General features: G+C 65.9%; 8 protein-coding genes. 1 reads left to right on the forward strand and 7 read right to left on the reverse strand.

What is annotated here, in order from left to right; genetic code table 11:
- Positions 1 to 139: 139 nt before the first annotated feature.
- Entirely contained in the window at positions 140 to 604 is a 465-nt protein-coding gene (locus tag OG194_RS05550; protein ID WP_327399712.1) for a DUF4259 domain-containing protein, read from the reverse strand.
- Positions 567 to 7,205: a polymorphic toxin-type HINT domain-containing protein gene (locus tag OG194_RS05555; RefSeq protein WP_327399713.1), complete on the reverse strand. Its 6,639-nt coding sequence runs from the start codon at positions 7,203 to 7,205 to the stop codon at positions 567 to 569. The genes OG194_RS05550 and OG194_RS05555 overlap by 38 nt, the downstream gene beginning before the upstream one ends.
- Positions 7,206 to 8,234: 1,029 nt before the next feature.
- Between OG194_RS05555 and OG194_RS05560 the strand changes: the two genes are divergently transcribed.
- Complete coding sequence (locus OG194_RS05560; protein WP_327399714.1) at positions 8,235 to 13,286, forward strand: beta strand repeat-containing protein; 5,052 nt, start codon at positions 8,235 to 8,237, stop codon at positions 13,284 to 13,286.
- Positions 13,287 to 13,546: 260 nt separating this feature from the next.
- Here the strand turns inward: OG194_RS05560 and OG194_RS05565 are convergent, their stop codons facing one another.
- The 5 genes from OG194_RS05565 to OG194_RS05585 all read right to left on the reverse strand — a co-directional run bounded on the left by OG194_RS05565 (position 13,547) and on the right by OG194_RS05585 (position 18,406).
- Complete coding sequence (locus tag OG194_RS05565; RefSeq protein ID WP_327399715.1) at positions 13,547 to 13,840, reverse strand: hypothetical protein; 294 nt, start codon at positions 13,838 to 13,840, stop codon at positions 13,547 to 13,549.
- 146 nt (positions 13,841 to 13,986) lie between these two features.
- Positions 13,987 to 14,850, reverse strand: coding sequence for an acyl-CoA thioester hydrolase/BAAT C-terminal domain-containing protein (locus OG194_RS05570; RefSeq protein ID WP_327399716.1), 864 nt, complete (start codon positions 14,848 to 14,850; stop codon positions 13,987 to 13,989).
- Positions 14,851 to 14,959: 109 nt separating this feature from the next.
- The gene (locus OG194_RS05575; RefSeq protein WP_327399717.1) at positions 14,960 to 16,243 is read right to left on the reverse strand and encodes an MFS transporter; all 1,284 of its coding nucleotides are present in this window, start codon (positions 16,241 to 16,243) and stop codon (positions 14,960 to 14,962) included.
- Between the two features lie 754 nt (positions 16,244 to 16,997).
- Entirely contained in the window at positions 16,998 to 18,005 is a 1,008-nt protein-coding gene (locus OG194_RS05580) for an IS3 family transposase (protein WP_327398716.1), read from the reverse strand.
- Positions 18,006 to 18,022: 17 nt separating this feature from the next.
- Positions 18,023 to 18,406 (reverse strand): hypothetical protein, encoded by a 384-nt coding sequence (locus OG194_RS05585; RefSeq protein WP_327398715.1) that lies wholly within the window; start codon positions 18,404 to 18,406, stop codon positions 18,023 to 18,025.
- Positions 18,407 to 18,466: the final 60 nt, after the last annotated feature.

Consider the following 18,466-nt stretch of genomic DNA (forward strand, 5'->3'; position numbering starts at 1 on the left):
CTACCGCCGATGAATCCATTCCTCGGAGGGGCTCGTGCGTCAAGACTGCCCTGACACGCCATCAGCCAACTACACTCCGGGCGACGCCTCCTGATCAGGCCAGGTAGCGAAACACTGCTGGAGCATTAGGCTGAATTGCCTAGACTCCGGAAAGAACCGCCCTAATTTCGTCAACCTGTCGAACCACAGCGGCGCGGTCGCCATCATCCTTCCATCCCGCCAACAGGAATGCATCATCTCCATCGGCAACCTCGCTCAAGGCAGCAAGGGCTACGTTATGGAGTTGACCCTGTCGGCGGATGCCATGGACTGCATCCAGAAAATTCTCGTCATTCATCCACACGAAGTCACGTGATTTGGTGGCAGCCGCCGCAACGATTGCCACAGCTGCAACTACTTCCTCCGGAAGGAATTCTCGGTTGATGACCGATGCGTCTGCTGCGACCTTCGCCAGAAGATCTTCTACGGAGGCCAACCGTTCCTCGACAGGCATGCCTCTCACCTGGTCAATGAAGTCTTGCGCACTGTCACTCTCCAGGATACCGCTACTCCACGTTCCCACGTCATTATCTCCAGTTTTCCGGGCCACCCAGACCGGTGACATCAAATTCAGGATCTCGTCGATTAACGAGAGAAATACCTCGGACCTTCAATCCCTCCATCACTGTCTGCTCCAACCTTCTAGCAGGAACGGACTTGACACCCGCAGGGAGAGACATCCAGGTAACATTGCAGATATCCGCACATGAATAACCAGCAGTGCCCACAGCGTGGGACGGCTTGGTCGCAGCTATTACGCGATCCTGGATATTTGCTGTCGACATTCCAACATACTTCTCTCCACCCCTCAGGTGAATAGTGTAAACCCCCGGCGTGCTCGGCACGTCGAAGTCCTTGACCGGATTACAATTGTGAACGAGAACTGGCGTGGCGCCCGCCAGCACATAGTACGTGTGGAGTTGCTGGACGGTGAGGTTCCAGCGGTTTGCCGCACCCGGTGTGACCTTGGTTGAAACTACGTAGACGTGGCCGTTGGCGGGCGTGCTGAGGGCATCACCAGCGTGGAGTTCACCTGCGGAGATCCAGGTGTGGGTACGGTCGTTCCAGAACGGGTGGTTGGAAGTGGTGTGGAAGGTCGCGGTACGGCCGTCGTTGGCGCGGATGGTTAGGTCGAGCAGATCGTGGTCGTGGTTGATCCACACGTGCTGGACTGTCCGGGCGCCCTCATGTTTTCCGGTTTTCGGTTTGGCCGCCTGGACTTTATCGCCAGCCTTGATCTTATCGATCGGCTTGGTCTTGCCATCCGCCATCAGAACCGGAGTGGAAGGCGCAAAACTGCAGGCAAACCCGAGAATCTCTGACTCTGCCTCGCCGAATTCTCCACCAGCCAACCACGCGCCAGCTTCTTCACCGTTTTTCGCGGATGCCTGATAGGTAGGTGAATCAGTATCCGCACCAAGATCGCTCATCAAGCTGTCAACCGCGTCCGGATCGCCGCTGCAGACCCCGAAGGAAACCACGCAGGCCGGATTCGTTACCTCATTTATGTGAGAAAGGATGTCGACTAGGCCAGCGACCTTGGCTAGTGCGATCGTCTCACCGAATCCCTTAGGCCGCTTGACCGTTGCCTTTCCGGTTCCGCTACCGCTGTGTGATGTGCCCCAGCTCGTGTTGTAGTGGGTCCGGCCGCAAGAGCCATTGTGGCAGTAGCCTGCGCTGTTGTATCCGGGGTCGACGGGTCCGTCGGTGATGATGCCGCTGGAACCGCCTACCACGTTGCCCTTCGGTGTGCCGACACCGCAGATGTCCGCCATGCACAGGCCGGTGGGGTCACTCTCACCGACAGGATCATCGCCGGCGTAGGTGTACCCGCCGAGTTCCTGGGGACTGGTGGCGATGAATACGGGGTCGAGGCTGATGAATCGGCCGAGTGTGGGGTCGTATTCGCGGGCGCCGATGTCGGTGAGGCCGGTGGTGGTGTCGGTGGTTTTGTTGAGGAAGGTGCGGTTGTCGGCCCAGGTAGTCGTGGTGCCGCGGGTGTTGCCGTAGGGGTCGAACTGGCGCCAGGTGGGGGTCTGGGCGGTGTAGTCGAGGTAGAGGCTGTTGGTTCCGTGCTGGTCTGAGGCGAGTTCGAAGCCGTAGTTGGTGCCGGTGCCGGTGCGGACGATGGTGGTGCCGCCGGGGGCGCTGTAGTAGCGCACGCCGGTGGCAGTGCCGGTGGAGTCGTTGAGGGTGATCTGTTCGCTGCCGAGATAGAGGGTGGTGGTACTGGGGTCTATCTGCAGCAGGAGGTCGCCGTCGGCGTCGTAGATGTAGCTGGTGGCGGTGCCGGTAGTGCTGTTGGAGACGCTGGTCAGCTGTTCGGCGTTGTTCCAGAGGAGGGTCTGGTCGCCGGTGCTGGTGTCGCGGGTGGTGGTGTTTCCGGCGGCGTCGTAGCCGTAGCTGGTCGAGCCGGTCGAGCCGCCCGTGGTGGTGGTGCCGGTCATCGTGTTGGGCTGGCTGCTGGACCAGCCGCTGGTGGTGAGGGTGTCGCTGCCGGTGCCGGAGACGCTGTGCTGGGTCTGGGTGAGCCGGTTGCCGATGTCGTCGTAGGTCCAGCTGGTCCAGTAGGTTCCGCCGGTGATGCCGTCTCCGACGGTGCTGTGGTCACTGCTGGTGGGGGTGGTGTCGCAGGTGTTGGTGGCGGTTGAGGCGGTGGTCCAGGCGGTGGTGAGGCGGTCGAGGGTGTCGTAGGTGTAGCACTGGGTTTCAGCCGTGGTGCTGGAGCCGGAGCGGGTCTCGGTCTGGTGGGTGATGTTGCCGGAGAGGTCGTAGGTGTAGGCGGTCTCGTCGATGGTGGCGGGGGTGGTGGTGGAGCGGGTGACGAGCTGGTCCGTCAGGTCCCCGGTGCGTGCGTCGTAGCCGTCGGTGACGGTGGCGTAGGAGGTGGAGGAGCCGAGCTGGACCTGGGCGACCTGGTTATAGGCGCTGTAAGCCGTGCTCTGCACGTAGCTGTAGGCAGTGGTGGCCAGCGCGTTTTGTTCGTCGTCGTTGTTGTAGCCGTGGGTAATGACCTCGGCCGGCAGTCCGCCACCAAGGGCGTAGGCATCGGTCCACAGCAGACCGTTGACGCTGGTGTAGGTGTGGGTGATCTTCCAGGTCTTGCCGAGGACCGAGCCCTGTGCACCCGGGGGGATGATGGTCTCCTCGCCCAGGGACTCGCCGAAGACGTTGAAGTTCACGGCCTGCTGTACGTAGGCGTAGCCGCCGCTGTAGGAGGTGGCGGTGGTGACGTGCCCGACCGGGTAGGTCATACCGGAGATCGCGGTGTTGGAGTTGTCGTAGACCCAGGCCGCGGTCTGGTTGCCCGGTGAGCTGGTGGAAGCGTAGGCAGTCTGGTCGGCGGTGGAGGCGGCGTACTGGCCGGTCTTACGGTCGAGCGCGTCGTAGGTGTAGGAGACGTACTGGCCGCGGGAGTCCTGGGCCTGCAGCAGGTTGCGGTCCGCGTCGTAGGTCATGGCGGAGGTCGTGCCGGCGGTGGGGTCGGTCTTGGAGACCACTTCGCCGGCCAGGTCGTAAGTGCTGGTCCACACCTGGTTCTTGGCGTCGGTGGTGGTGGACTGCTGGTTGTGGCCGTCGAACCCGTAGGTGGTCGCGGTGCGGGTGCCCCCGGTGAGGTAGAAGATTCCGGTGGCGGTGTTCAGCGGCGTGGCCAGTGTGGGTGTGGCGGTGTACTCGTCAAGTTCGCTGGTGCGGCCGGCCGGGTCGGTGCGAGTGGTCTTGGTGACGCCGCCGTCGGGCGGGATGACGGTGGTGGCGTCGCCGTTGTAGACCGTGGTCGTGGTGGAGACGATCACCGCGTTCTTCTCGGAGATGTCGTAGACCTGTCGCCCGAGCCCGTCGTAGGTGAACACGTCCTGCTCGGCGACCTGGTTGTCGGCCACCGACTTCAGCCCGAGTGTCGGTGTGGTGGCGGAGTCCCAGTAGTCGGTGTTCTTCTTCGCCGTCCAGCCGCGCGAGTCGTACAGGGTGTCGTCGATCAGACGGCCGCCCTGTGGCGTGTAGGTCTGGGTCTGGCGGGTGCGGGCGAGGGAGTCCTCGATGCTGACCGAGGTGAGGTAACCGCTGTTGTCGTTGAGGGTGTTGGTCACCACACCCGAGAGGGAACTGCTGGACAGGGTGTAGGTGTAGGTGAGGTTCGCCAGCGAGGTGGTGGCGCGCGAGTTCTTCCACACCGAGGTCGCCCGGCCCAGCGCGTCGTACTGGACGGTCGTCACCACGTGGTTGGCGTCAGTGCTGGTGAGTGTGAGCCCGCGTTCCGGATCCAGGGTCGAGCTGGTGGTGTGGGCGACGCCGCTCACGGTGGGTGCGGTGACGGTCTGTCCGGTGGTCAGGTAGGCGGAGTTGACCGTGTAGGCGGTCGTGGTGGTGTTGCCGTTGCCGTTGGCCGTGCTGGACAGGCGGTGGTAGGTGCTGTCGTAGGTGTTCTTCGCGGTGGTGCGCCAGGTGAAGGCGCCCGAACCGTAGTCGGTGGCCTTGCGGGTCATCGTGACCAGGCCCATGGTCGGGGCGGCGGCCTGCGGGAAGGCGGTGGAGAAGGTGGTGTCGTCGTAAAGCGTCCGGGTGGCGGAGACCACCTGGTCAGGGCGGTTGACGCTGGTGGGTGCGCCGAGGGTGTTCAAGCCGTCGGGGGCAGAGCTGACGGATCCCTCGCTGAAGCCGGAGCAGGCGACCGAGTCCACTTCGGTGCCGGAAACCAGGCCGACGATGTTGGCGCTGGTGTTGGCCGGTGCGTACGTGGTGGCGGTGCACTGGTCGTAGGCGGTGCTGGCCGGCACGGTGTGCGTGTAGGCGTAGGTCGGCAGGCCGAAGTCGTCGTCGGAGCGGGTCGCGTCGTACGTGGTGTCGGTCTCGTTGTAGCGCCAGCTGGTGGTGCCGCCGTCGGTCAGCCGCTGTCGGGTCCATGCCTCGGCGGTGCTCGTAGCGTTGGCGGTCAGGTCCGGCAGCCCGGAACGGGTGCGGGTCGCGGTTGCCGCGGAGATCCAGTACGAGGTGATCGTGGAGTGGTCGACGCCTCCGCCGTTGCCAAGGTAAGAGGTGGACTCCAGTATTTGGCCGCTGAGTTGGGCGGAGTCGGTGTGGCTGCCGCCCTGGGAGTCGGTCAGCGACACGCTTCGGTTCGAGGTGGACGAGAGCCGGTCGCCGTCCATGCCCTGGTAGTAGGAGTCGACCTGCTTGGTCTGGGCGTCGCCGGAGCCGTTGCCGGTGGTGGTCGTCACCTGCTGGTAGCCGCGCCACTGCCCGTAGGTGCGGTATTTGGCCTTGGTGGTCTCGTCGTCGTCGTAGTGCCAGGCCGCACCGCTGTAGGAGTAGTCGGTCTCCTTGGCTGCCGAGCCGCCGGTGCTGTCGGTCTCCAGGACTTCCTGGACCGCGTACTTGTTGAACCAGTCCAGCATCGGGCTGATGTAACCGCTGGGCGTCCAGTACTCCGGGAGGCATGAGGCGGTGTTCGAGGACGGTGTGGCCGAGGTCGAGCAGGCGGTCGGCAGTGTGTAGGAGACCCCGGTCACTCCGCCCAACTCGTTGGTGATCGCTGTGATGCGGTAGCGGAACAGGCCCGGGTAGGTGGAAGTACTGACCCGGTTCTCCAGCGCCGAGCCGGTGAACTTCACCGCCGGCATCTGGATCGACGAGGTCGAGCCGCCCGCAGTAAGGTCCGAGCCGGTGCGCTGGACCGAGGAGAGCCACAGCGTCGCGCTGGTCGCATCACCTGTCGACGGCTCGGTCTGCGTCAGCGCGTAGGAGTCGACCGTCACATACGCGCTGGAGGAGACCGAGTACTGCTGCGTAGTGATCGAGCTCAAGCGGACGGTAGAGAAGAACGACGGCCCGTACGCACTGCAGGTGGCCCCGGAGGCGCAGGCCAAGTCGTAGGGCACGTCAGGGTAGTACGAGGCGTTGGAGGAGGTCTCCGAACTGCCGCAGTTGCTGCTGGTGGAGGTGCAGCGGACCGAGGTGCCGTAGACGATCTTGTCGGGGACGGTGCCGTAGGGGCCGGTGGCGGTGGTGAAGCCGTAGTCGATGTGCACGAGGTAGGAATCGCGCACGTACTTGACCTCGGAGGCTCCGTTGTACGCGCCGTAGTAGTTGGTGTCCTGCTTGTAGTAGTACGCCATCGCGTCGCCGGTGGGGGTGGTGACGTAGTCCAGGTGCCACTTGTAGGCCATGGTGCAGTAGCTGCTGGTGGCCGTGGAGTTGTAGCAGGGGTCGCTGGAGTGGGCGGAGTACACGCGCTCGGAGTCCACCGAGTTCGTCGCGTCATCGCCGGAGGCCCAGCCGGGCAGCTCGTTGCGGCCGAAGTAGTACTTGGTGCCATCCCGCTCCGTGATCACCCAGTACGACGTGTCGTAGGTACCCGATCCGTTCGACGAGCTGGTCACCTTGGTGACCGTCGCACCGTTGTCGTCGGACAGCTTGTAGGTGGACGTGTCCTTGTCGTAGACGATGGACGTCGACGATCCGTTCAGGGACATCGTCAGGATCGGGCCGTCGTAGCACTCGTCCGGTGTGGTCACCGACCCGGCGCTGCCCTCCGGGGAGTCGGAACAGGGCGTGAACTCCTGTCCCACGAAGGAGTCCTGGGTGGTCCATCCATCGCCCACCCACGACGACTGGGCCTGAGTATTCGCCGTCTTCCCGTCGACGCTGCCGGAGTCGTAGGACAGCGACGCGTCCGGCGCCAGCGACGTCGTGGCCTCAGGCGAGTCCACCTTGTAGGTGTAGGTGAAGTCGCCCGACGAGCCCGACTGGCCCCAGGAGCCCGCGGACGACAGGGTCGAGGCGTAGTTCCCTCCGGCTCCGCCTTCCTGCCCGGTGGAGTCGGTGGCCGCGATCACGGTGGCCGCGCCGGAGGTCGATGCTGTCTGTGCCGTCGCGGACTTGGAGGCCGCGCCGGTGTAGACAGCCGAAGACGCCGATCCAGCCGCGGCCTGGCTGACGCTGGTGGAGGCGGCGCTCTTGACCGAGCCTGTGCTGCCGAGCGTGAGGTCCGCGGATACGGCTGTGTTGTTGGGGTCGTTGAGGGATGTCAGTGGTGTCTGCTTGCGGCACTGGGCGAGTTGAGGGGTTGTGAGTGCGCAGGCGGGCAGTGTCACCAGTCGCAGCCGGGAGGCGTAGTTGCCGCCGATCGCCTGGCTGAACGCACCGTAGTCCAGGCCCACTGTCACTCGGCCCGAGCCAGATGCACCGGCACCGGCGCTCTGGCTAATGGCGAGAGACCAGACCGGGCCGGACACACCCAGCCGGGTGGACAGGGGCCGCGACTTCACCGAGACCCCCAGCGTGGTCGGGCCCGCGTAGGTGCCCTTGCTGGGTGCTACTGCCCGTGCCCAGACCGGTGTTCCCGACGCGGTGGCCTTGGAACCCGTGGTCGCCGAGTGCTTCGGTGCTGCGAGTTTCAGAGTCCGTGTCTTGGCGGCCGGCCACGCCGTCCGGGTCGGTACGGCTGTATGCCGGGTGGCGCCGGAGAGATGCACGCTCTTGTGCGGAACGGGCTTCAGGCCGGTGACTGAGCGGCCGAGGTCCGCCTTCGGCTTCGCGTTCGCAGCCGACGTGGTGGCCGTCGTAGTAGGCAGCGCGGTCGCTGTCGATCCAAAGGCCAGACTCAGGCACAGGGACCAGGCCAGTACCGCGGCCCACCCGACAAGAAGCCTCCCGGCTGTGCGCCGGTATCGCGCCTCTACCATCCCGCTGTTTCCACGCACCCGTCTACCGGACACGGCTTCCCCCTCGCCATGACGACATGCCGAAATATCGAACAACCACCTGCACCTATTACTGCTGCGGTGATTACTCCCCGACGGAAAGAAGTACATGAAGGTTCAATCCAAATGAATAATGAGTTAGGAAAGAACCCGCCCGAGAAGATGGCCAAACTTCAACAGAAGTGGACATCCACGGCATGTACACGCCGTGATCTGGGTCACACAACCGCATGTCAGGCCACTAAATCCTCATACGGTGGCGCGATCCGGCCGCCTTCAACGCCACATCCGCACCCCGCTCCGCAACGGGTGGGCGTCACAACGGACGAACAAATCCACCGGGGCCATTTTGCGAGATATTGACCCTCGCGCAAGGTCGTTCGGCATAGGTCGAGGGTAAGCCGTGCGGAATTTCCATCAGCATGAATAAGTGGGGGAAAGAAAATGCAAAATAATTCGCGGACGTCTCTGCCTCGTTCCTGGGCGCGCCGCATGATTGTCGGTACCGCTGCCCTGGCTGTCTCGGGTGCCGTGGGGCTTCCCGGCATCGCTCACGCGGCCACATCGGCGTCTCACGCCGGCGCAGCCGGCCGGCCTTCGGCCGGCGTTTCCCCGGGGCTGAGTGAGGATCAGGCCCTGGCGAAGGCGCGGGCCTCCGGCAAGCCGGTCCAGGCGACGGCCGCGACGACGGACTCCTCCACCCTGACCGCGAACCCGAACGGCACGCTGACGCTCAGACAGACCATCGCCCCGGTGCGCAAACTGGTGCACGGGAGATGGAAGAGCCTGGATCCGACGCTCGTGCGTCAAGCGGACGGCACCATCTCCCCCAAGGTGTCGACCAGTTCTTTGACCCTGTCAGGCGGCGCGGACGCCCCGCTGGCCACCATGCGGGCCGGCGAGGGAACCCTGGCGGTGTCCTTGCCCGCCGCGTTCACGCTGGGAGCACCCTCGCTCTCGGGCGCCACCGCCACTTACCGCAGCGTGCTGCCTGATGTGGATCTCGCCGTCACCGCGCAGGACACCGGCGGGTTCAGTGAGGTGCTGGTCGTGAAGAACGCCGGCGCCGCGGCGAACCCCGCGCTCAGCGACCTGAATCTGTCCACCAAGGCCACCGGAGTGACCCTGGCCAGCGACATGGCCGGTGACATCACCGCCAAGGACCGCCACGGACGCACCGTCTTCTCCGCCACCGCCCCCACCATGTGGGACTCCGGCCGTGCCGCCGCGAACACCCCGAAGGTGACCAACCCCCAGACCGGTCAGAGCGTCGATACCCGCACCGGCGACCCGGTCAGCTCCAGCCCCGCCTCTCCTGGTACAGCGGCCCGTACCACCAGCTTGAAGGCCGCCTACCGCGCCGGGAAGATACGGCTCTCGCCCGACCATCGGCTGCTGGTGGGCAAGGACACCGTCTACCCCGTCTACATCGACCCCACCTTCGTGCCCTCTGGCCAGACCGACACCGTCCAGGCATGGGCGTTCGTCGACAGCGAGTGGCCCGACACCGCGTTCTACAAGCCTGCCGCCTCCACTCCCGGTCCCCTGCACGTCGGCTACACCGACTGGACCTCCGACGTCTCCACCAACCGGGCCCTGTTCCAGACCAGCATCCACAGCAGCGTCTGGGGCGCGGACCCGAGTTCGATCACCTCCAGCATCTCCTTCTACGAGAACTGGTCGGCCTCCTGCACCAAGACGGAAGTCGACCTGTGGCACACGGCCTCGATCACCTCCGGCACCACCTGGTCCAACTCGCACAGCTCCAGTGACCCGGACAAGAAGTTCTGGTTCAGCAAGCTCGACACGCAGACCGCGGCGCATGGCTGGTCCGCCTCCTGTGGTCCTGCGGACGTCACCTTCGACATCAGCTCGCTGATGAAGTCGGCCGCCGCCGGCAAGTGGTCAAAGGCCACCTTCGGCCTGCGGGCCGCCGACGAGGGCGACGACATGGCCTGGAAGCAGTTCAGCAAGCAGGCCACCATCACCACCACCTACGACCACACTCCCAACACCCCGACCACCCTGACCACCAGCCCGGCCACCAGCTGCACCGCCACCACTCCCGCCACCCTGGGTCTGGGCGACGTCACCCTGCGCGCCGGAGTGTCCGATCCGGACGGAAGCATCAACAAGCTCACCGCCAACTTCACGCTGAAGAACATGTCCAGCGGCACCACCTACCCGCGCGCCATCAGCGCCCCCAACGGCACAACGGCCAGTACCCCGTACTCGCACACCAGTACCTCGGGGCCCTTCCAGGCACTCACCGCGAAAACCGAGTTCGCCTGGTACCTCACCGTCGGCGACGGAGACCTGACCAGCAGTCAGTCGAAGACCTGTCACTTCTACTACGACCCCACCATCCCGGGCGCACCCAGCATCAGTGCCATAGCCTCCACCACCAGTCAGTGTCCTGAACTCGCGGACAGTCCCTCGGGGGACAGTCTGTGCACCGTGGGAACGGCCGCCGGCTTCACGTTGACGGACACCAACACCAGCTCCGCACCCGGCAGTTACCGCTACCAGCTCAACGGCGGCAATCCGGTCAGCGTCGCCGCCTCTAGCTCCAGCCCCTACACCGCCACCATCTCGCTGAAGCCGACCACGCAGACCAACGTCCTGACCGTCACCGCAGTCTCCAGCGGCGGGAACATCGGCGACACCGACGACTACCGGTTCATCGCCCAGGCTCCCGCCACCGCCACCGACGACGACCTCAACGGCGACGGCAACGCCGACCTGCTGACCGTCGGCGGCAAGAACTCCCTGCCCTCAGGACTCTGGCAGGCCGTCGGCACCGGCAGCGGCAAGGTCGACCCCGTCGCACGCAACGTCGGCATCGACGGCAACGGCATCGACACCACCGAGACCCCTACGTCCTTCGACGGCACCCAGGCCATCACCGGCCACTTCTTCACCGGAGCCGGCTTCAACGACGTCCTCGATTACAGCTACAACACTGCCAACGGCGCCATCAGCGGCGAGATCCTGCGCGGCCAAGGCGACGGCACCGACCTCCAGCCCGTCGACTCCCTCCCCATCACCAACTCCACCGGAGTCTTCGCCCTGACCACCACGACCACCGGCGACGGCGACACCACCACCGTCACCACCACCCCGGCCACCTCCATCGCCAGCGGCGGCAACCTGTACAACACCCTCAACGGCTACACCTCCACGGGCTACCCCGACCTCCTCCTCCTGATCAATGGCTACCTCTACGACGAACCCTCAAACGACGGCCAGGGCATGTACCCCGGAGCCGATCAGGCCATCGAGCTGACCGAGTACAACCCGTACTGCCTCGCCCAGAACACCGCGACCACCACCAGCTGCACCACCGACTGGAGCGGTTGGAGCATCACCACCGCCCTCGACGCCAACGGCCTACCAGAACTGTTCGCCCGCGACACCAGCACCGACACCAACGATCCCTCTCACGGCCAGCTCTGGTACCTCAGCCCCGACAACCTCGAGAGCCTCGCCAACGGCGCCACCGCCCTCACCTCCGTCGAAGCAGCCACCACCGGCTGGGACTCCGTCAGCCAGCCCACCCTCCAAGCCGCCGACATCAACAACGACAACACACCCGACCTGTGGACCATCAGCAGCACCGGCACCGCCACCGCCCATGAGATGACCCTCTCCGGCACCACCGCCACCTGGACGACCCCCACAGGCCAGGCCCTGACCACAGACACCCACGACTGGCCCCTCAACGACTACAACACCTACGCGGATGCCCCGCTCACCGCGAAGGACGGGGGCACCAGCGCAATCAGCCTCACCGGCACCAGCGGTGTCACCGCGCCCACCGACGGCCTGTTCGACCCCGACGTCGCCCTCGACTCCACCGACCACGACTACCTGCAGGGCAGCACGGCTGCCCTGGATCTCACCAAGTCCCTCACCGTGTCCATCTGGGCCGACCCCACCGCCTACGGCGGCGCGGTCCTCTCCCAGACCGGCAGCGCGGATTCAGGAATCCTGCTGATCCCCACCACGGACGGCTGGCAGTTCAGCCTCAACACCGGTGCGGGCACCGCCTGGAGCTTCGACACCGTCACCGGCGGCACCGTCCACCTCGGCACCTGGGCCCACCTGACCGCCACCTACGACAAGACCACCCGCGTAATGAACCTGTACGTCGACGACGTCTTCGTCGCCACCGGCAGCCACACCGCCCCCAGCACCGGAGCCGGCGGCACCTTCCAGCTCGGCGACGCCTACATCACCTCTGCCCGCACGGACTACTTCACCGGTGAACTCGCCCGCGCACAGACCTGGACCGGCGCCGTCGTACCGCCCGCCCAGCCCTACACCCCCGCCGGATACCACCAGGCCGTCACCCCCACCCGCATCCTCGACACCCGCACCAGCAGCGGCCTCACCTACACGAGCGGTGTCACCGCCGGCACGAGCACCATCGCGACCGACTCCGTCACCCATCTGAAGATCGCGGGCGACAGCGTCACCACACCCGTCACGGGCGCACCCACCACGATCCCGGCCTCGGTCACCGCGGTCGCCGTCGACGTGACCGCCACCGCACAGACCGACGGCGGCTACGTCACCACCTACGCCGACGGCACCCAGCAACCCAAGACCTCATCCACGAACTTCACGGCGTCCACCACCGCAACCGGCTACCAGATCGTCCCCGTCGGCAACGACGGCAAGATCGACCTCTACACCCACATCAACACCACCGGCGGCACCGCCGCCCTGATCGTGGACGTCACCGGCTACTTCACCAGCGACTCCACCGTCACCGGCGACCAGACCTACACACCGCTCACCAGCGCGGTCCGCGCCCTGGACACCCGCGCCAGCATCGCCCACACCAGCCTGACCGCCACCGGAACCGTGGCCGCCGACAAGACCTTCACCCTGCAGATCACCGGCCAGAACGGCATCCCCAGCACCGCCACCGCCGTCGCCATCAACCTCGCCGCCGCCGACGCCACCGGCACCGGCTACCTCCAGACCTACGCCACCGGATACGCACCCACCGCCGCCACCAGCCTCAGCTTCAACAGCGGCAACGCCATCGCCTCACTCTCCGGCGACGTACCCATCGGCACCTCCGGAACCATCACCATCTCCGTCCACGCCAGCGCCACCGCCGTCCTCGCCGACATCTCCGGCTACTACACCACCAGCACCACCGGCCAGAAATTCCACACCATCAACCCCACCCGCCTGGTCGACACCCGCAGCGGCATCGGCGGATCCACCAGCCCCGTCGCCGCCAACAGCACCTACACCCTCAACAGCACCACCACCCAGCACGTCACCACGGCTACGACTCCCACCATCGCCGCCATGGTCACCATCACCGGCCCCACAGCCGGCGGCAACGCCACCGTCTACCCCACCAGCGTCGGCAAACCCGCCACCAGCAACATCAACTGGGGTACCGGCGACACCCTCGCCAACCTCACCCTCACCCCCACCGACACCAGCGGATCCATCACCCTCTACAACGACAGCACCGGCACCACCGACCTCGTCATCGACTCCAGCGGCTACTACACCTGACACACCCGCCACACAGAACCCGCAGGGTCAGGGCCGGGCACGCAGCGTGTGCCCGGCCCCAGGGGCCAACTGCCAACTAGCCGCGTCGACTTCGAATGCGCCCGGTACGCCGGTACGTCGGAGAGTCAACTCTGAACTTGATCGACTGATGTCAGGACAGTTCGACGGGCCGGGCGCGATCTCATCGACCGCCGTACTGCCGGCTCGCGTCTCTTCGCGCTGGGCCTGCGGGAAGGGACGTTGCGACGCGAGGGAGGTATTCAGTCCAGGGCTTCGACCACTGTCTCTGACACCAACAGCCCTGCCTCCTGGATCCGTTGACGCACGTCTCCGTCGTACAGCCAGGCGCAAGCCTCGATCGCCGGGTGGAGTTCGGCCAGGATCAACGCCGCACGCTTCGGCACGTGGGTTTCATTCCTCCATGCCGTCGAACACCCATCGATCTCCTCCTGGAGCCGAAGAAGCGCCTGCTCGTCGAACCCCTCGTTCATACGCAGGGGGATCACGAACCGTGTGGCCGCCTCGTCCAGGCGACTGACCAGGTCTGTCTCCATGTGTGCCTCCATGTGTGCCTCCGTCTCGGGCAGTTCGCAGCGCGGTGGGAACCGGCGCCTGCCGACAGTCGACCGGGCCCGCATCGCGCCGGACGTGGCCTCGGTCTTTCGGGATCCGGCTTCCTGACCAGCGGCGCCTGACAGGCTCAGGAGCCGCGGATGGCTGCCATCACGTGCGGCCAGGCGACCGCTCCCAGCGCTGCGCCGGCCTCCGGGGTGCCACCGTGGTCAAAGCGAGTGGATGGAGGCGGTGCCACCTCGTCCGGGAAGATGATGCGGTGGCCCGCGTCGATCCGGGTGATCACCATCGCGTCCCGCCCGGCCGCCGTGCGCCGGTCAGCGAGTTCCTGGGCGAACCGCAGGGACGGCCACATCCTGTCGGCGCCGCCCGCGACCAGCACCAGATCGGCGTCGGCCTTCTCGATCGGGATAGCCGCGGCGTCGAGGCGGTCCTCGCATGCTGTGAGACTGGATTCGTACCAGTCGAGCACGGCGACCGGCCCGTCTGAAGGCTCCGCCGGGAGCCAGGACTCGACATAGGGGACGAAGGGCAGGGGCTGCCCCTGCCAAGTCCAGCTGGATCGATACGGGCGATCCCGGCCGTCGTGTCCTGGGCCGACGTTGGCCCAGACGGCCGACGAGGGGGCCAGCGCGATCACAGCATCCGCGCAGTCCGAGAGCGTGGACACCAGCAACGCCGCCTCAGCGCCCTTCGAAAGCCCCAGGATGGTGACCCGTTCAGCACCACGCCCGCGCAACAGCCCGGTCGCCTCGACAAGAATCTCCAGCGGAACCTCACAGATGCCCGGCGGCTGCCCGGGCCCGCCGAACCACCGAACCGTCGCCGCGATCACACCGGCACGGGCGAAGAGCCGACACCGTTCGCGCTCGATCCGGCCGCTCGATCCAGACAGCACGAGTACACCCGCATTGCTGCCACGCACGAGCGGCTCAGCGATGAAGCCCGTCCAGGGCTCGGTCAGTTCGAACTCAACGATCTCGACGGCCATGCCGGCAACCTAGCCGAGGCCACGATGAGCGAATCAGCAACCCCAAGCCTGTGCTGGGAACTTGAGCAACAGGAACTCATCGTGACCGCCGGCGCGGGCCAGCAGTTCGCTATGGAGAGTCGGCCGGGGATGGGGCCGATTCCTGAACCGGCTCCCCCGCCGGTGCTGGAATGCCCTGGGCGGAAGTGCGTGTCGTCTTCCATGGCAGAAGGAGCACGCTCGACAGACACAGCACCCCAGCGATGAGCAGCGCACCACGGACACCCACCGCATCGGCGAGGAGGCCACCGGCAATCATGAAAACTGCCTGGCACGTCTTCGAGCTGGCCGACCAGGAGGTAGCCACGCGGGACATGAACGCGTCCTGCGTGGCCTCCATGCGGTAGGTGGTGAACGACGGGTTGAAAACGCCGGCCGCGGACAACAGGCCGAAGTCAACCGCCACGATGGTGAACACGCCGAGAGCACCGGACGGCGCAAGCGGCAGCAGAATCGTCCAGAGTGTGCGTGCGACGCCGGACAGCAACAGGATCCGGCGCTGCCCCAGACGGCGGGTGAGCGGCGGAGTCAGGCGAGAGCCCAGCACACCGCCCAGGCAGGGCAGTCCCAGAGCAAGTCCGTACTGCCACGGTGCGAGGCCAAGGTCACGCAGCATGAGGACGGCCATCAACGGTGACGTCATCATGATGGAGCCGCCGAAGAGCAGGGAGTTGCAGAACAACGCACGCAGTCCGGGATGTCGCAGGATGTACTGCCAGCCGACGGCAATGTCGCGGCCCAGGCGAGGGGCAGCGGCGCGTGCCGTCGGCGCGGGTTCGGGCCGCCGGATACGGCGGATACCGATAGCGGATCCCAGGAAGGACGCGGCATCGACCGCCATCGTCACGGTGGGGCCCAGAACACCGACCAGAAACCCGCCGACGGGCGGACCGGCGCTGACGCTGATCCAGTTGGCGGTCTCGAACAGGCTGTTGGCGCGAAGGCGGTGCTCGGGCAGGACAAGCGCCTTCAGGTGCGCACCGCTCGCCGCGTCGAACGCAACCGCCGCAGCCGTCTGAAGAATGCCCACGGCACACAGGTGGATGAAGGTGAGCCCGCCGAAGGCAGCCGCGACCGGAACACTCACCAGTACCGCGCAGCGGACCAGATCGGCAGTGATCATGACAGGTCGTTTGTACCGGTGCTCGATACGCACACCGAGCGGGAGGGCGATCACCGCACTGGCCACTGCGGAGAAAGCAGTAAGCAGAGAGACCTGAAACGCCGACGAATGCAGCACCAGGAGGGCGACCAGGGGCAAAGCCCCCATGGCGACGGCACTGCCCGCAGCACTGACCCCGTAGGCACCCCACAACCGTCGGAAGTCCCGCCCGAGCGTGACCTGCCGCGCCAACACACCCTCCCCCGCTCGTGAAAGCAGTCAGCATAGAGGCTCGCACCGCCCGCCCCGTTGTTCAGGGTCGCGGAACGCTGCTGTGGCCGCCGCCGCACCTCCGCTCGACAGCACAATCAGCGCCGACCATCGCCACAACCGTTACAGAGGAGCTCCAAGGTGCGAACCTGCTACCCGGCTGCGCCCGCCTCTCAACGCCGCCGGGACCCAACACGACGCCACCCGACGACGTGTCAAGCAGATCGAGGGTGGCCGGTCGGAGGCGGGCACGGAAGTCCGGGTTCGTCGTCCTCGCGTCGGATCCCCGCAAGCGGATTGGAGCCTGATCATTTCAGGTGGTCTGACCAGCCCATCCACACACCTGACATCCCATCAGAACGAGCGTCAAATGAGCGTCACGAGCGTCATTTCAGCGTCAAGATATCGCCCGTAACGCCCACACCGCACATAATGCGCACGCACAAAACCGCAGGTCAGGACAGCTTGACCACCGGTTCAAGGATCGCCACGCACTCCACATGGTGCGTCATCGGGAAAGCATGAAACGGCACGGCACCTGATGCGTCAAGCATGTACGCGATCGCCGACACATCCGACGAATCTCGTCGCCCCGCAGGAGCCGCGCTCCGGCAATTTCGCTCGTGAGCGAGGGGAACATAGCCGCACATCGCCGGTTAGCCAAACCGGCGTTTCTGCAGACGATTGTTGTCCAACGTCTGCGGAAGATTTCAAGTCCAGTGAGACGGTCGTGACGCTATGAGGTTTGTGGTGCGGACTCTCTGCGTTTGGCCGGGTCGTTGATCCATGCCTGCTGAGGTATCCGGGGTGGTCGGGGGCGGCGGCCGAAGCGTTCGGGGTGGCAGGCGTAGGCCTCGGCGAGGGTGACGGCACGCTGGTCGCGGACCTCCTCGGCGGTGCCGAAATGCACGCTGGCCGGTGTGTGCCAGCCGATGCCCGAATGCCGGTGCTCGTGGTTGTAGTACGCGATGAACGCCTCGAACCACTCACGGGCATGGGCCAGCGAGTCGAACCGTTCGGGGTAGTCGGACATGTACTTCGTGGTCTTGAAGTGGGCCTCGCTGTAGGGGTTGTCGTTGGAGGTCTTCGGCCGCGAGTGCGACCGGGTGACGCCGAGGTCGATCAGCATCTGGGAGACCTTCTTGCTCGTCATCGAGGTGCCGCGGTCCGCGTGGACGGTCTCGGGCACGATGCCGTTGCGTGTGATGGTCTCGCGGATCAACTCCTCGGCCCGCAGCGCTGATTCGGCCCGCTCGACGGTGTGGCCGACGACGTAGCGGCTGAAGATGTCGATGATGACGTAGGCGTGATACCAGATGCCCTTGGCCGGTCCGGCCGCCTTGGTGATGTCCCAGGTGAACACCTGCGAGGGCCCGGTGGCGACCAGCTCGGGCACCGTCTTCGCCGGGTGGGTGGCCTGGCGGCGGCGCTCGCCGGACTGCCCCTTCTCGCGCAGGATCCGGTACATCGTGGAGACGGAACAGTGGTAACGCCCGGCATCCAGCTCGCGGGCCCAGATCTGCGCGGGCGGCATCTCGGCGTACTCGTCGCTGTTCATCATCTCCAGGACCGCCGCCCGCTCATCGGGTGTGAGGGATGAGGGCTGGACCTGCGGTTTTCTGGGTTTTCGCTCGGTCGGGGGCCGCAGCCGGCGGTAGTGGGTGGCCCGGGAGCGGCCGGTCAGCCGGCACGCGGCCGTGATGCCCAGTTCGCCCTGGACACCGGTGAACGCGTCGTCGAGCACCGGTTCGGCGGCAGCGTTCAGTCCGCGCTCTCGGAGATCATTTCCAAGAGCGCGGAAGCTTTTCCCATGACTTCCAACGCGGCCTTGTTCCGGGCCAGTTCCTTCTCCAGCCGTTCTACCTGGCGGCGCAGTTTCTCGTTCTCCGCCTCGGCGGCAGGCTTCTTCGGCCTCGCCGGACTGGTGCGCTGGTCGACCAGCTTCTCCAGGGCCCCGGCATCCCGCGCGGCCCGCCATTCCTTGACGTGCGAGTGGTACAGGCGCTCGCGGCGCAGGACTGCGCCCTTCTCGTTCTTCGGGGCGGCGTCGTACTCGGCCACGATCCGCAGCTTGTACTCGGGGCTGAAAGTGCGGCGCTTCGGCCGGGGCGCCGGGTCGGATCCGGCGGGCGTGGTGCTGGTCATGAGGGGGTGGTTCTCCTGTCGTGCCCTCTCAGGCTAACCCGACAAAGCGGGATGTCTCAC

The sequence above is a fragment of the Streptomyces sp. NBC_01288 genome, assembly GCF_035982055.1.
Lineage (GTDB): Bacteria > Actinomycetota > Actinomycetes > Streptomycetales > Streptomycetaceae > Streptomyces.